18 protein-coding genes and 2 pseudogenes are annotated in these 14921 nt (G+C 65.0%); 11 read left to right on the top strand and 9 right to left on the bottom strand.

Annotation, left to right across the window (positions count from 1 at the left end):
* Positions 1-179: 179 nt before the first annotated feature.
* From ADL29_RS34250 to ADL29_RS34265, 5 genes and pseudogenes are all read right to left on the bottom strand, one after another.
* Positions 180-729 (bottom strand): annotated as a pseudogene (locus tag ADL29_RS34250) (GH25 family lysozyme).
* Positions 730-760: 31 nt separating this feature from the next.
* Positions 761-886: a hypothetical protein gene (locus ADL29_RS46165; protein ID WP_281182005.1), complete on the bottom strand. Its 126-nt coding sequence runs from the start codon at positions 884-886 to the stop codon at positions 761-763.
* Positions 886-1155 (bottom strand): hypothetical protein, encoded by a 270-nt coding sequence (locus tag ADL29_RS34255; protein WP_053927429.1) that lies wholly within the window; start codon positions 1153-1155, stop codon positions 886-888. Before ADL29_RS34255 ends, ADL29_RS46165 begins: the two co-directional genes overlap by 1 nt.
* Before the next feature lie 37 nt (positions 1156-1192).
* Entirely contained in the window at positions 1193-1738 is a 546-nt protein-coding gene (locus ADL29_RS34260; protein ID WP_053927430.1) for a hypothetical protein, read from the bottom strand.
* Positions 1739-1787: 49 nt separating this feature from the next.
* The gene (locus tag ADL29_RS34265) at positions 1788-2444 is read right to left on the bottom strand and encodes a hypothetical protein (RefSeq protein WP_342671191.1); all 657 of its coding nucleotides are present in this window, start codon (positions 2442-2444) and stop codon (positions 1788-1790) included.
* Between the two features lie 772 nt (positions 2445-3216).
* Between ADL29_RS34265 and ADL29_RS43835 the strand changes: the two genes are divergently transcribed.
* From ADL29_RS43835 to ADL29_RS43840, 4 genes are all read left to right on the top strand, one after another.
* Positions 3217-3627, top strand: coding sequence for a hypothetical protein (locus ADL29_RS43835; protein WP_157878647.1), 411 nt, complete (start codon positions 3217-3219; stop codon positions 3625-3627).
* An 88-nt stretch (positions 3628-3715) separates the two neighbouring features.
* The gene (locus ADL29_RS34270; RefSeq protein WP_053927431.1) at positions 3716-4459 is read left to right on the top strand and encodes an ATP-binding cassette domain-containing protein; all 744 of its coding nucleotides are present in this window, start codon (positions 3716-3718) and stop codon (positions 4457-4459) included.
* A 266-nt stretch (positions 4460-4725) separates the two neighbouring features.
* Positions 4726-5742: a DUF7224 domain-containing protein gene (locus tag ADL29_RS34275; protein WP_157878648.1), complete on the top strand. Its 1017-nt coding sequence runs from the start codon at positions 4726-4728 to the stop codon at positions 5740-5742.
* Positions 5743-6409: 667 nt separating this feature from the next.
* On the top strand, positions 6410-6802 hold the full coding sequence (locus ADL29_RS43840; RefSeq protein ID WP_157878649.1) for a hypothetical protein: 393 nt from the start codon (positions 6410-6412) through the stop codon (positions 6800-6802).
* 88 nt (positions 6803-6890) lie between these two features.
* On the opposite strand, the gene ADL29_RS34280 is transcribed toward ADL29_RS43840, so the two are convergent.
* The 3 genes from ADL29_RS34280 to ADL29_RS34285 all read right to left on the bottom strand — a co-directional run bounded on the left by ADL29_RS34280 (position 6891) and on the right by ADL29_RS34285 (position 8752).
* Complete coding sequence (locus ADL29_RS34280) at positions 6891-7595, bottom strand: glycine-rich domain-containing protein (protein ID WP_245689747.1); 705 nt, start codon at positions 7593-7595, stop codon at positions 6891-6893.
* Between the two features lie 60 nt (positions 7596-7655).
* On the bottom strand, positions 7656-7829 hold the full coding sequence (locus ADL29_RS44300) for a hypothetical protein (RefSeq protein WP_169795282.1): 174 nt from the start codon (positions 7827-7829) through the stop codon (positions 7656-7658).
* Between the two features lie 146 nt (positions 7830-7975).
* Positions 7976-8752, bottom strand: a complete 777-nt coding sequence (locus ADL29_RS34285; protein ID WP_245689748.1) for a hypothetical protein — start codon at positions 8750-8752, stop codon at positions 7976-7978.
* A 241-nt stretch (positions 8753-8993) separates the two neighbouring features.
* Between ADL29_RS34285 and ADL29_RS34290 the strand changes: the two genes are divergently transcribed.
* Genes ADL29_RS34290 through ADL29_RS34300 form a run of 5 tightly spaced genes read left to right on the top strand, consistent with a single transcriptional unit; the run spans position 8994 to position 12556 of the window.
* Entirely contained in the window at positions 8994-10331 is a 1338-nt protein-coding gene (locus ADL29_RS34290; protein WP_470623031.1) for a WXG100-like domain-containing protein, read from the top strand.
* A complete protein-coding gene (locus tag ADL29_RS42040) occupies positions 10309-10734 on the top strand; it encodes a YwqJ-related putative deaminase (protein ID WP_157878650.1) in 426 nt (141 codons plus the stop codon). The genes ADL29_RS34290 and ADL29_RS42040 overlap by 23 nt, the downstream gene beginning before the upstream one ends.
* Positions 10735-10748: 14 nt before the next feature.
* The gene (locus ADL29_RS34295; RefSeq protein ID WP_245689749.1) at positions 10749-11228 is read left to right on the top strand and encodes an SUKH-3 domain-containing protein; all 480 of its coding nucleotides are present in this window, start codon (positions 10749-10751) and stop codon (positions 11226-11228) included.
* 40 nt (positions 11229-11268) lie between these two features.
* The gene (locus ADL29_RS42045) at positions 11269-11613 is read left to right on the top strand and encodes a YwqJ-related putative deaminase (protein WP_245689750.1); all 345 of its coding nucleotides are present in this window, start codon (positions 11269-11271) and stop codon (positions 11611-11613) included.
* Complete coding sequence (locus ADL29_RS34300; protein WP_078971499.1) at positions 11606-12556, top strand: SUKH-3 domain-containing protein; 951 nt, start codon at positions 11606-11608, stop codon at positions 12554-12556. The genes ADL29_RS42045 and ADL29_RS34300 overlap by 8 nt, the downstream gene beginning before the upstream one ends.
* Before the next feature lie 331 nt (positions 12557-12887).
* Here the strand turns inward: ADL29_RS34300 and ADL29_RS45745 are convergent.
* Positions 12888-13117, bottom strand: a pseudogene (locus ADL29_RS45745) (tyrosine-type recombinase/integrase); the annotation flags it as partial.
* 582 nt (positions 13118-13699) lie between these two features.
* Here ADL29_RS45745 and ADL29_RS34305 point away from each other — a divergent pair.
* Entirely contained in the window at positions 13700-14083 is a 384-nt protein-coding gene (locus tag ADL29_RS34305) for a WXG100 family type VII secretion target (RefSeq protein WP_053927436.1), read from the top strand.
* Between the two features lie 67 nt (positions 14084-14150).
* The coding region (locus ADL29_RS34310; protein WP_078971500.1) for a WXG100-like domain-containing protein at positions 14151-14921 on the top strand (771 nt) is incomplete at its 3' end.

Here is a 14921-nt window from a genome sequence, read left to right on the forward strand (position 1 = left end):
GCGGATGAAGGTCGCTGCGAGATGACCGCGTCGGCCACCTCCTCGTGCACGAAGTCAGCGAGTGGAGAAGCCCGCCCCAGAGCCGCATGGCGGGCTTCCCGTCGTGCGGCCGTCGGCGGGCGCGGCGGGCCGCGTCGAGAGCCGGTTGGATCAGTCGCTGACGCGCCGAGGGCAGCCTCCTATGCCAGGTGCGCCCACTCCTTGAGGGCTGTCTTGCTCTCGAAGTCCGCCACGTCCTTGTCCAGCGGCTGGTCGGTGTGCTGGTGGAAGCGCCACTGCGCCTTGATTCGGGGGTGCCCGGCGGTGACGTAGTCGGCAATCCACAGGCCGTCGGCCGCGAAGGAGGTGGTGTCCTGGTTGAGCCAGAAATCACGGTTGCAGTAGAGCAGCACCCGGTGCGTGGGGCGCAGCCTCTTCACCTCGACCAGGAACTTGCCCTTCTGCGCGTTGCTGGCATATGTCCCCTCGCTGGTGCGCTCCCAGTCGCAGGCCAGGATGTCGCCCAGGATCGATGCGCACTTCTCGACGAAATACCGTGCCTGTGCAGCGATATTCCCGGGCCAGAGGAAGTGGTAGAAGCCGACCACGCAGCCTGCTTTACGGGCCTGCGCGGCCTGTGCGTTCTGGCGGGGATTGATGTAGGAGCGGCCTTCGGTGGCCTTGACGAATACGAAGTCCAGCCCCTTCGCGGAGTACGAGGTAGGAGCTGACATCGACACCGTGCAGCATGAACGGCCTCCTGCCGATCGGACTTGCGGATTCAAAGCGCCAACTGCTCGAACTGTCCATTTGCGTTGTGCGTACGCCAGTTGCCGACCTCGACGACGCCCACGCCCTCGTCGCGGAGGGCCTGGAGGGAGCGGGCGGCGGTCGTCGGATCCGGCATTACACGGCCTCCGGCCAGTGCCAGGAGCCGCCGAGCTGTGTTCCGGCCGGGGAGTGCACGCAGCCGCCGGCGGCGAGCGGGTGGAAGGACGGCCCCGTGGGGTTGAGGACGGCGAGCCCTACGCGACCAGGGTCGTCCGTGCCGACCTCCGTGACGATTGCGGCGCGGCAGGCTGGCGCGTACGCCTGGGAGCCGTCGCTCCTGACGGGTGTGCCGTGGCTGACGTAGGGGACGATCCGGCCGACCAAAAAGGGCCGTTGCTCGGGCATGGGATTACCTCCGGGGACAGGGAGGGCTAAGGGCCGGTCAGTCGGCCGGGTGGATGGAGAGCTTGAACTCCGCGAGGACGAGGCTTCGTGGCGAGCAGTCGTTGTGGGCGACGCGGAGCGCGAGCGGTGTCTCGGGGTTGACGAAGCAGCCCCAGTTCTTCGCAAAGCACTGCATGCCGACGGTCGGGGCCCGGTGTTCCGTGGCTGTGGTGTCGTTCGGGCACGGAGTGAGACCGAGCGGGTCGCGGACGAACTGATCGCGCAACTCGGTGTAGCCGCCGGTGGCGCTGGCCGGCTCCCACTGGATCACGGCGTAGAGGTGGCCCCATCCGGACGTGGACGGCCAGATCAGCCCGCTCCGGTCATCCGTCGCCCAGTCGGTGACCACATACCCGTCGGGCTGGTCCTCCTCGTGCATTGCGAACGCGTCGGTGCACTCCTCCGAGAAGGGGAACCGGAGGATTTGGTACGTGCAGCCAGGCTCGATGAGCTGGGGTGTGTCGGTCTTGAGGGAACACACCTGTACGCCGAGCGAGAGGAAGCCAAAGGCAGGCAAGGCGATCAGCTCCAGTGAGGAGGACATCGGCCCGGCCCAGAACCAGCGGCAGCGCAGGGAGTGTAGCTCTCCGCCATCAGGACTCGTCGGGCCCGCCTGCCGAGAAGATGGCGAGCTTGAGCTCTGCGAGGATGATGTTCTTCGCAGTGGTGGCGTTGTGGCCGACGCGCAAGGCGATGGGCGCGCCTGGGTGGACGACGATCTCGTGGTGTTTGGTGAAGCACTGGATTCCCGGGCTCGGTGGCCGGTGGTCGGTGCCCGTCGTGTCGACCGGGTCGGCGGTCAAGCTGAGCGGGTCGCGCACGAACTGATCGCGCAGCTCCCTGTAGTCGCCGGCCTCCCACTGAATGACCGCGGTGAGGTGCCCCCAGCCGTCTTTGGACGGCCAGATGAGTCCTGATCGGTCGTCGGTCTTCCAGTCGACGACCTGGTAGCCGTCCGGTTGTACGGCCTCGTGCATGCTGTACGGGTCGTATGACTCAGTGTCGTACGGGAACCTGATGACGTGGTACTGACCGTCGGAGGGAATCGTCTGGGGCTGGCTGGTGGCCCGGATAATGGAGACGACCTGGACGGCCGCGAGAGGTTCCGACGGCGAGGGTTGTTGAGTCAGGTCCGCGCTGATCGTGTAGGGGTCCGTGGCGGAGCCGTTGCCGACGATGGTGATGCCGTCTCCGGCGACGAGGGCGCAGGCGCAGGCGCAGGAGACGGTGCCGCATCCGCAGCGTGCCATGGCGGGCCTTCCAGTGAGAGAGTCGGCCCGGCCCACAACCAGCGGCGCATGTACAGATTATGTCTGGCGACTGACTGGACGCGTCCGCGGAACACGCCCGAACACGTCCACGGCCGATGTCCGCGACGGTAGCCAGTGCCGACTGTGACTAGCGCGGACATCGGCCGGAGGGCATCTGTGTGCTGGACAGTGAGTGTGCCTGGCGGGCGTTGCCGCTTGTGCTTGCGGGTCGCACTGGATCAGGACGTTAGTTCTCTACTCTGGCGAGGCCGCGCGTGCCGTTACTCAGGTTCCTACGGATGTGAGCCATTTTCCATCGAAATTCAGACGTGAACACTCGTTGGGTCGACGAAGTTCCGCGGCCCGTACCCGCTGGCTGCGTCAGCGGTCTAACCCAGCTCACAACGGCAAACTCTTCGTCTATCGCGATGTCTTGAGAACTCCGTGCGGGCCCCTGGCACAACCAGTGGACTGACGCAGTGTCGTGTGCCGTGTCCTGGAGGGAAGACCGAAGTCTGTTGTATGGATGCGCAGTGCAACTCGGTGATATCCAACAAGATCTGACTCCAGGGCATATGTCAGAAGTGCTGTTGCATCGCGGCTAGGGCATGACATAACGTCGCCTCGCAATCCGAGCTCTCGGCGACCACGGGAGTTCAGCCACGCCTGGGGGGGACAGGTCTTGCCATACGCATGCCTTGCGTTGTGTTGCAGTTACCCGCTGAGCCCAGGGGTGGTTCATAGGTCTACTGCGAAGAAGAGGACACACATCATGCGCAAGGTGATGGCGACAGCTCTCGCTGGCGTTGCCGCATTGGCTGTTACCGCCGGCACTGCTCACGCTGAAGGCAGCCGGAAGACCTATATATCCAACTGGGCTACGAGTACGGAATCCAGTCGTTGGACCGACAACCAGGTCGATTCCAAGCAGACCAGCGTTACGTTTCGCAGCTGCAAGATGCTGAGCGACCCGGACAAGCATGCGAGTGCGTACACGTCTCTGCGACGTGACGTCTTCGGGCCTGACGACCACTACGGCCAGCGAAAGGGAACCTGTGAAGGCGGCGCGTACTGGTCCGTCCCACGGGGGGACAAGGGGGAGTTCTACTTCACCCTTGATCGAGTCAACGGCACGAACGTCTCGGTCCATTTGAGCGCCAACCCTGTGTACATCAGTTGGTAACGGTCTAACCCGGCGGCGTGCCGTGGGTCTCTTTCAGTCCCGCGGCACAGCCGCCTCTTCCACAAGCCCATCTACACAGGGAAACCACGTGTCTTTGACCTTTGAGCGCTGTTCATACGCCTACGGACGCAGCGCCCCGGTCCTCAACCGATTCAGCCTTGAAATTCCCTCCGGCTGCACGGTCCTATTGGGGCCCAATGGAGCTGGCAAGTCCACCCTCATGAGCGTAGGAGCCTCCTGGCTCAAGCCTGCTTCGGGAAAAGTGACTTGGCGTTCTCTTTCCCCTTCCACTCGCCGGGATCTCGTGGCATACCGCAAGGCGGTGGGATGGCTACCGCAGAACGTCACTGCTATGCCAGGGCTGACCGTTCGGGAGCAGGCTGCTTACGTGGGCTGGCTCAAGGGCGTATCCAGGCGCGACGCATGGGACGCATCGGCTCAAGCCCTGTCCAGAGTACGGCTACGGGATCTGAGCGAGCGCAAGTCCCATCAGCTCTCCGGTGGGCAACTACGACGGCTCGGCATAGCCGGAGCCCTGGTACATCGGAGCGAAATTCTGCTGCTGGACGAGCCAACTGCCGGGCTCGATCCATCCCAGCGGCAAGTCTTCCGTGAGCTATTGGGTGAGCTGCGCGAGGGCGTACAAGTCGTGGTCTCCACCCACCAGACCGAGGACCTCAGCGATATCTACGATCACGTGATCGTCCTTGAATCCGGCACCGTCCGCTACCAGGGCGGGACGGAAGGGTTCTTGTCGATGGCTCCCAGCGACACTGTGCCGGGACGGCAGGCGGAGGGCGCCTACACACGTCTGATTCAGCGGGAGGCGTGATGCGTTGGTCCACCGTCGTGCGGTCCTCATCCGCCACCTGGATGGCGCCCCTTCTCGGGGTCTTCATCCTTACTTTGCTCAGTAAGGACCTGACCTCGTGGCCGACGTTCGGCTACTGGACGGGGGTTACTGGCACGGCGACCTTCGCGCTGGCATTTGTCGCCCCAGCCTGCGCGGCCTCTGGTGCCTGGGAGGGCTCACGCCTGCGGCGCGGCAGGGTGTCCATGCTGGTCCCAGCCCGCGCACCCTTGGCCACATCGGGGGTCATGCTGATTCCGGTGTTCGCACTCGGCACGATCGGAATGGGCTTGGCGCTGGCGCTGGCGGCCTTCGCGGCCTCACCCGGCTCCGGCCTGCCGCATCCGGGGATAGTGGGTGAGTGGCTGCTCATCATCGCCGCTCACAGCGTTGCCGGGTTTGCTCTCGGACGCGCTGTTCCGATCGTGGTGGCCGTTCCGGTATCGCTGCTGGTCAGTTTCGTAGTGCTGGCCTATCCCTCCGCGATGGAACCACTGTGGATGCGGCACCTCGTAGGCTCTGGACTGCGTAGTTGCTGCACCGTGGCTGAGGTTCCCGATGGTCGTGCCATCGGCGCCGGCTGTGTCGTGGCCCTGGCGATTCTGGTTGCCGCCCTGGTGTTGGGGTCACGCGCCCACCGAGTTGTGGCCGCTGTGGCTGCCGGCGTGCTGGTCTTGACCGGCATCGGCGTCGGGTCCTGGTTGGCCAAGCCCCTCGATGTACGGGCGTCTACTGCCAGGCCAACGAATGACCTTAAGTGTTCCGGAGAACAACCGCAGATCTGTCTGTGGCCCGAACTGTCGGGACAGTCCGAGGACATTCGCCGTACCGTCAGGTCAGTGCGGGACCGTCTCATGGGCGTGGGGCTCGACATACCCGGCACGATCACGACAGCTGAACGCGCTCAGAATGGTGAACTCTCGCTAGGGCTTGAAGTCGGATCTACCCCGGAGCAAATGACCATGGCGTTCACCGGGGCCCTATTGCCCGATGGACCCCCGGCATGCGCGAATTCTCAGCAGCAGCCTGGAGCCGCCGCCTACGGTCCCGTGTCCGCGTGGCTCGACATGACAGCGGGACTCAAGGTCACCGACCGTGATGGGCGGTACTCCCCGGAGGACGTCGCCGTAGCGCGAAAGGTCAGAGACAGCCCGAAGAGTGCACAGCTTGCCTGGTACAAGCACAATCGGCAGGCGCTCTCAGACTGCACCACCGAGCCCGTCGTGTCCGCTGCGCACAAGGTAGATGCGGGAGCCACTCGATGAGGTGGTGGATAAAAACATGGGGAATCCGAGAGACCGTCGGTGCTACTGCGATCGCGTTTCTCGCCGCCGTTGTGATCGGGCAGACAGCTATCCCTGTGCCTACGGTTATCGGCGGGCCGGCGGGCGAACTACTGGTCGTGCAACTCCTGGGAGTGCTACCCGTCGCATTGCTCCTCCATGGATTTGAGCGGGGCGACATACGGATCGAGGCGGTGGCAACTCGCTCGTCGACATACCGCCTGCTCACTCTGGCGGTTGGTGCTGTCGCTGCGTGCTGGCTTCTGGCTGCGGCCCTTCGGGCTGCGGATGTTCCGCAGGGGATATCTCTGGCACGGAACATCACAGGATTCCTCGGCGTGGCGCTGATTCTGCGTGCCGCTGTGGGAACGGCTGCGGCTACCACGCTCGTCGGGGTCCTTCCGCTGGCGTGCGCCGCCGCTGGATGGGGTGCAGGTGGCGGGCCTAGGCCATGGGCCTGGCCCGTACACCCCTACAACTCAGGCATTGCGCTGATTGAAGTGGCCGTGCTCCTTGCTGTCGGATGCGCTCTGGCTTCCCAACGAGCCAGACTCCTGCGCAGTTCCTGACTTCCCTAAGCAAACCACTGATGAGAAATGAGGAGTCTCTTATGTCTATTCGAACTCGACGTGCAATACCCGCAGTCGTCATGAGCGCCGCCATTGCTGGTGGCCTGTTCGCAACGCCTGCGTACGCTGAGGGCAACCGAACCACCTATGTGACTGCCTGGCAGATTCAGAACGAATCTTCGCGCTGGACGGACAACCAGGTCGACAGCAAGAACACCACGGTGACCTTCAAAAACTGTGATGTTGAGGAAGATCGCGGCAGTTCACGACGTGACGCTCACATCTCCTTGCGTCGTGATGTCTTCGGCCCTGACGACCACTATGGCCAGAGAGCCAATCCATGCGGCGGCGGGAGCAGCTGGTCCGTTCCGCGCGGCGACAAGGGAGATTTCTATTTCACTCTGGACCGAATAAACGGGAAGCGAGTATTGGGGATTTACCTCTCCGCCAAGCCGGTATACATCAACTGGTGACACCGCCGGATCACGTAAATTATGGGTGACATGCCGCCGCGCTGATCCGTCAGCGCGGCGGCATGGCCTCAGCCATAGAGTTCGCTGATCACAATGCCGCTCGCACCCTCGGTCCCGGGAGTACTGGAGTCGCCCCGGGCAAAGCCTCCGGCCGCGCCGCCGCCGTAGCCCCGGGGGGGGCACCACCGCCGCCATTGGACGCCCGGGGGAAACCCCCGTGCCCGAGGCGGGAGTCACCACCCGCGCCTGCTAGCCCCTGGGTCCCGCTGAGGCGGATGCATGCGCCGCCGGCGCCGCCGCCGGTCGACCAGTCGCCGCTCCCGGCGAGCGGGGCAGCGATACCGGAGTAGCACTGCACAGAAGTCCCGGACGTCATGACCGCGGTCCCGCCTCCGCCGCCGTTGGCGACGACAAAGCCGCCGAAACTGCTGTTCCCGCCGGGGCCGCCGTCGGTCGACGTCCCGCCGGCCTCGCCGCCCGCGCCGACGACGACGGACTCCACTGCGCCGAGTGTGGCCGCGTCGATCACGGCCTCGCTGTAGCCGCCGCCTGCTCCGCCCGGACGCGTGACCAGCTGTTTGGCGGCGGCAGCCGCGCCGGCCGCGCCACCGCCGCCCGCCTGCACGCGCACCCTGATGCGTGCCAACCAGGGGTAGTCGTCTTTGACGAACTGGTGGGCCCCGGGCTCTTTGAAGTACACGACGTCGCGCAGCCCTTGAACGCCAGGCTTGAGGCAGAGTTCCCCGTCGTCGTTGACCTCGAAATATTGACCGCATGCGCAGACAGACGCCACGACAGCCCCCTTATGGGACGTCAGATCAGCGCCCGGCCCAAAACCAGCGGCTCCACCAATCTACTGCCGCGGCGAGGCGGTCACATGAACGGCGATGCCCGGCCCGGCCGGTGCCCGGCGTGGCAGGAGCGTCCACACGCGCACCGTCACCACCCCAGGGGCCGCGTCCTCAAGTACCGCCAGGAGCAGCCCGTCACCCTCCACGAGCGCGGTATGCCCGCTGAATTTGCTCACGCCCGCCCAGAGCCAGATGGGTGGTCCCGGCGTAGGCAAACTGCTTGGCTACCGGGAAGGCAAAGACTCCTGGCACCTCGTCGTGGCCAGGCATCGCCTCGCGGGAGCGTTCGGCGTCCATCAGGGCGGCCAATACGCCTGTGCTGTCACCGACTATGGCCAGCGCGCGCCTCCAGGCTCGCCAGCCGGGCCTCGATGCTGCCGCCCGCCCGGTACCGGCGGCCGGCTCGCGCCAGCCGCGCCGCCTGTTCGTACCGCCCGGTCCAGTGAGCGATCAAGGACTCCACGGCACGTACCCAGGCCAGCATGCCCTCGTGTCCGGCCGCCTCGGCGCATGCGCGGGCCGTACGGGCGTGCGTGGCCGCGGCGTCATAGTCGCCCAGGTCCAGGCAGACGTGCGCCGACAGCCCGCGCAGCAGCTCGAACACCCCGTCTCGTAACCGCTTGATCTCCACGTGCAGCTCCAGCAGCGGGTGGCTGACGTAGGAGCGGGCGAGCCGGGCGACGTCGGCCTCCAGCTGCTCGACGACAATCTCATCGACATTGCCCTGCGCAATGAACCGGGCGAAGTCTGCCGGCACCACCGCATCCGCTGACACGGCGCTCACTAGCGGGTGTGGGCGTACCGAGGGCGAACCGGGCAGTTCCTGCGCGGACCCGGTGGCTGCATCCCCGCCCCGCTGGCTCTTGCTGAACGCAGCAGCCTGGTCGAGCGCCGCTACATCAACACCGAACACCCTCGCCAGGTACTTCCGGGTGTACGGGACAGGGATGCGCACCTCACGCTCGTAGCGCCCGATCTCCTTGCCCGTCTTGGCAGCACGCCCCTCCAGGGCGTTGTACTCCTCCGCCACCCGCTGCTGGGACCATCCCCACTCCATACGCAGCCGGACGAGCAGAGCACCGATACCCGTCTCGCCCATCACGTCTCCTCGGAACATGCGAACCCTGGCCCCCATAGTGGCCCCCCGCTTTGGCCCCCATGCCGGCTCCCGACCCAAACGGACGACCGCGGTTGGCTGTTGACCATGACAAGCAAACCGCACGACGAACCGGAAACCCCCGCACCGGACCTCTCGCCTCACCGGATCGAGGAGGAAAGGCCCACGATGCCGAAACCCATATCACCATTCGCCGCTCCGTGAGCTGCTCGATCTGATCGGTGTGTCATGGCCGAACGTGGATGAGGACGACTACCGCGAGATGGCGAACGCCATGCGGGAGTTCGCCGATGACATCGACGAGGGTGCGAACGAGGCGCATACCGCCATCCAGAGCCTGGTGAGCTCGGCAGGTGGCTCGCTCGCTGTGGAGGCGCTCAACGCACACTGGAGCAAGATCAACGGCAAGCACCTCAAGGGGCTTGCCGACTGTGGCCGTATGGCAGGCACCGCCATGGACGGTGTCGCGGTGCTCATCGAGGGCGCCAAGATCGGCGCGCTGGTCCAGCTGGGCATCCTGGCCGCTGAGGTGATCGCTGCTCAGGCCGCGGCCCCCTTCACCCTTGGTTTGTCGGAGCTGGGCGCGCTGGGCGCGACGCAGGCGACGAGGATGATCCTCAAGCGGCTGTTCAAGGAAGTCTGCCAGCAAGTCGCCGAACAGGTCGTCAGCATCGCCCTGACTCCTGTCGAGGAGGCCCTGGGCGCGATGGTCGGGGACCTGGTCGTCCAGCTCGGCGCCAACGCGCTCGGCGTACAGGACGGCGTCGACCTCGGCCGCACCGCCAACGCGGGCAAGGACGGCTTCAACCAGGGCGTACAGAACGCCAAGAAGTCCGCGAAGGAAGCTGCCGCCAACCCGACGATGGGGCTCCTCAGCGCAGGCGACGGGGGTGGCGGCGGAGGCGGTGGCGGTGGCGGTGGCGGCACCGGCTTCAGCTTCGACGAGGGCGAACACGACAACGCCGTGACCGGTCTGCAAAGCGCGAGCGGCACGTTCCGCAACAAGGCCGGCGGCAAGATCGGCCGGGCCAGGAGCCACCATGGCCGCACCCGCGGCAAGGACGCCATCGCCGATGCCGCGAACGTGGTGCTGGACAAGGTCGTCGACGGCATCGAGGACGGCGTCAAGAAGACCGCCAAGCATCTCGGCGAGAACATGACCCGCGGCGTCACGCAGATGAAGAAGAACCACCGCGACAACGACAAGGGACTTGCTGACCACTTCAAGGGTCTCGACAAGAATGACACGAAGGACCCGAAGGCTCCGGGAGCGGGTGGGGCCACAGGCGGCAGCAAAGGACCGGGAGGCGGGAAGGGACCGGGAGGTCCCGGCAATCGGCCGCCAGGTGGGGGCAATAGCCCGCAGGGGCAACCCATCAACCCTCCCTGGCATGGACAAAGCGCATGGGGGATGAAAAACCACCATGGCCGCGCCCTTGACGTGAGCGGCCTCGACCACGACCAGAGGATCAGACTGCTCGAGGAAGAGTCGCGGCGACTCGCGAACGATGCCCACAACGCCAAGGCAGGAGAGAGGCGTGGAGACGCCGGGCGCATATAAAATCAAGAATGGATGCGCCGGCAGCTTCTTGCATAATGGCGTGATTACGGGACACACAAGCTCCACAAAATACGGAACGAATACCGCCATCGACGTCCATCCGGAACTCAAGAAGGCGCTGGACGACATTGAGCAACAGGGCGGTATCAGTGCTGGGCACGGAAAGTGCGCCGAAGTTGCCCTGATATCCGACCGGTTGAAAGAGTCGGATCCCCATGGCACGCGTTTCACCAGCGAGGAAGATCTAAAGAGGGAGCTGGCGGGGGGAGTGATGCACAGCAACAACATCGGAGTTAGGAAGAAGGGGGATGAGATAATCGAGAAACATGGGGTTTACAAGGAACCCTGTGACTCCTGCAAACGGATGCTGCCGAGGCTCGGTATCATCGCGCACAGAAGCTAGGCAGGTGCGGAGGATTGGCAGAAACCGTGATCGGTGAAGAAGAAGTCAGATCTTGGCTGACGGAGCACGGCTGGTTCCCCGGTCGGGACATCGGCGAGGAGGCCGACCGGCTCATCTCGGCCAGGGTTCGAGATTTTGCGGACCAAGGAGAAAGTATTGCTCCGCTGCCGTGCGCAACGGCTTTCGTTCGCGAGTACGGAAATCTCGAACTCCCCTACCCGCGGAGTCCGAGCATCAAGATGGTTGTGACGCCAACATTCGGGTACGACGAAGACGCCGAAGACATCGTCGAGTTGAGTCAGAGTCTCGGCAGGCCTATTTTTCCTGTGGCATACGAAACACGAGAGCTCGGCATCGTTCTGATGGATGACACTGAGCGAGTCTTTTACCTGCACGAAACGGGTTCTTACTTCGTGGCCGAGCGGCCGATCGAGGCGTTCGCCAAACGCCTGGAAGGAAGCCGTCTGCGGGATGCGGAGGATTTCTTTGTCTAGCCGTGTCCCAGGTGTCGCATCGTCTCTGCTCATTAATGACATGGTGCTCAGTCAGACCAACCTTTCAGGTGGCGGGGAACCCAATCTGCATCCGGCAGTCAACCGTTTCTTTCGCTTTCTTCCCGTGCAGTTGCGTGAGCCATTCGCAGGGTACTGTGCCGAATCGGCGCTTGTCTCAGACCAGTTGTGGCATTTGGACGAGCAGCAGATAGGCGGGAGCCATACCACGCTGGAAGCCGCGGCACCACACTTCGCGGATTCCGTGATTCTCTCGCGGCTCATTCGCGAGCCCGGCGATCCGGAACATGGAAAGCCGACGCTGCCCTGCCGTTCTTGCACCGCGCTGCTTGACGAACTCGGCGTGAGGATCATGGGTCGTGACTGAAGACAGGAAAGTGCTTCACGCCGCAGGATGGCAACCCGAACGGGACATCGGGAGCGACGGAATGCTCGCGATATTGGAGACAGTGAGCACAGTCGCAAAGTCGGGCTCCGGACGGTGGGTGCTCTTCCCGGCGGCAGAGCAAAGCATCCGCGAGTTCCACGGATTGGCTTTCCGGCCCACGGCTGCTGGACAGCAAGTGGCCGCCACAGGATGCACGGTGGATCCCCGCCTCGGCCGGTACACCCACAACACGCTTGCCGAGTTGGGTGAAGCCCTGGGCGTCAAACTGTTCCCCTTCGGCCGCACCGACTCCGATGCCCTGCTCGCTGTCGACGAGCCGGCTCGACTCTTCTCCGTCGATCACAGCGGCTCGTGGTTCCTCGGTTCTTCGCCCGCGGAGGGGATCACCGCCCTCCTTCAGGGACAGCGACCGGAACGTGTGGCAGATGAGAAGCGGGAGTGGCTGCTGCAGCCCTTGGCGGGGGAAGACTCCATTGCCGATGCCGTGAAGACGGCGATGGTTCTGGTCTTCATCCTGGACCACCACTCGGTGCTGAGAACGGACACACTCCGGCTGCGTGCGCAGGAGAAAACCGGTTTCGGTAGTGCACCGCTTGGTCTGGAACTCTCGGTGCGGGATGGCTCGTTGGAGGACATCGCGCTGCGCCTGATCACGGAACTGCGTGCGCGCTTGCAGGACGCAGGCTTCGCGTCCGTCGATCTATCCCTAACGTTGGCAACAGCTCAGGCCAGGATCGACGAAAATCGTGCAAGCGCCGAGTCAGCAATCCCACGCATCGACTGCGCGTTGGTCGCGACGGATGGTGACCCTCGCGTGCTGCAGTTGGAACTGGCAGCACAGGCTGGCCGGCTGGCCTTCGAGCAAGGGGACGTGGCAGCAGCCTTGGCGGAAATCGACAAGTACGCGCAGTCACGAGGGTAGCCAGAGGGAAGCCGGGATCCCTCTGGCGGCCTGTCTGTAGGAACCAGTGGTGGGTCACCGATGAGCGAACGGAGTGCATCCTGGCACGTACGGGTCGGCAGTGCTGCGGCGGCCACATTCGGACCGCCCCGCCCATGACATGCGCCTCCGGCCAAGGCCAAGCACGCATCAGAGCGGACAAGCGGCCTCTACGGTGATCCGCGACCCCAGTAGCCACGGCCTACACCCGTTCCCATCTGCCCGGTGCCCTGCCGGGGGCACCAGCGCAAAGAGCACCTACGAAATCTCGTAGGTGCTCTTTGACATCCACGTCTGACATCAACGGCGACGGTCACTCACGGCCGGTGCGCCTCTTGAGCATCCGTTCCATGTGGCTGATGGCCGCGCGCTGCGTGTCCTGGGATGTCCGTATGGATGTGCGTATAGATGTGCGTATAGATGTGCATGGTGGTGCTGATCTGGCTGTGCCGAAGGGCCTCCATCGCGACGCACAGCGAGGCCGGCAGCAAGGATCGTCGCGCATCCGTGGCGGGCGTCGTGCAGCCGGATCGCGCGGAGGCCGCGGCGGAGTGTGGCGAGCCGGCGGTGATCATCGCCTGACCGTCACCTATGACGTACACCCGAGAGCGATCGTGGTGACCGAGATCAGTACGGCTCAGTCCAGCCCAGCCGGTTCCCGGCAGCCTTATCAGGGAATGGAGATGCGGCACGAGGGCGGCGGACGCTGGAGCCACCTGAACCCCATGAGGAGTGACATCCGAAGTTGCGGGCTGCCAGGCTCTCGCCAAGGACGTAGGCCGACGGATCTGACGTCCACCACTGACATCAACGTCGGTGAACAGCGACAGCCCTGGACGTCCAAGTGCAACCTCGCTCCCACCAGGCAGGCGCGCGTGCGACGGGTACGACGAAGGCCCAGGTCGGCCGGTGAGAGCCGGGTGCCTGGGCCTCGATCGCTTGCGGGGCGGGATCATGACGTCGGAGTCTCTGATTGACTCCCGGGTGCCAGCGGCCGCAGTCGCGCCAGTTACCTCGGTGACACCCTTGTGACGGTCAATGTCTTGATGTGGTAGGGGCGTTCGCCTCTAGACTTTGCCAAACCCTTTCACGCACGTGACCACGAGCAGGGGAACGGGGCGCGCCATGGCCGGAGATGGACTGCAGGCGGACGTACCGTCGCTGAAGGCTGGGGGCAAGGACTTCACCAGCGTCGGGCAGCGCTATCAGTCCGCGGTGGAGACACTGAAGAACGGGTTGACCGGTCTGGAGGGTCAGGACACTCCGCCGTGGGGCGATGACGACATCGGCGAGAAGTTCGGTGTGGTCTATGAGGGACTGCGCGACGGCATGTACGAGTCGATGGGGCATCTGGCCGCCAAGCTCCAGGAGATCGGCGGCGCCCTGAACGCGATGGCCGACAACCACCAGGCCGACGAGGACTTCAACGACTCGCTGATGAAACAGCACGTCGCCAACGCCGAGGCGGAGAGCCAGAGGATCGTGACGCTCAAGTCACCCCACACCTGAGGCGCCAACCGGCCTGCTGCTCCACGTCCGTCATCGTCGCTTCGCTGCTCCCTGGGGGATTGCCGCCATGTCGCTCATGCTGCCGGACTGGGCCGAGTGGGTTCTCGAGATGCTCGGCTTCGACTGGCCGACCGGCGACGAAGACAAGATGCACGAATCCGCCGAGAAGTGGCGGGAGTTCGCGCGCGTCGTTGAGGAGCTACAGGCCGAGGGCGTCTCCGCCGCCGGGAACGTGCTCTCCGCCAACTCCGGCGACAGTATCGAGGGTTTCAGCAAGACCTGGGAGAAGTTCTCCGGCAGCGGCTCCGGCTACCTCGACGATGCCCGTACCGCCGCCGAGCTCATCGCCTTCGCCCTCGACGCCGGCGCCGTGGTCATCGTCGGAATGAAGATCGCGGTCATCGCCCAGCTGGCCATCCTCGCGGCGGAGATCATCGCGGCCCAGGCGGCAGCCCCCTTCACTCTCGGCCTGTCCGAGATCGGTGCCGCGGGCGCCACGCAGGCCACCCGCCTGATCGTGCGCCGGATCCTCAAGGAAGCGCGGGAGGCGCTGGTCGAGGCGATCGTGGAGACGGTGAAGGAGCCTGCCGTCTCCGCGTTGGAGGCGATGATCTCCGACGCCATCGCGCAGGGCATGAACATGAACTTCGGGGCCCAGCAGGGTTTCGACGTCGGCCGCAGCGCGAAGGCGGGCGCGGAGGCCGGCGTGGACGCGCTCAAGAACTCCGGCCAGACCTTCACCGAGGCGCTACGGGACGGCGCGGGTGGCCGGGCGGGCCACCACGCCCGCGGCGGGCTGGATCACGCGGCGGGACGGGGCGGGGGCGAGGAGGGGGGC

This window comes from Streptomyces chattanoogensis (genome assembly GCF_001294335.1).
In the GTDB taxonomy this organism is placed as follows: Bacteria; Actinomycetota; Actinomycetes; order Streptomycetales; family Streptomycetaceae; genus Streptomyces; species Streptomyces chattanoogensis.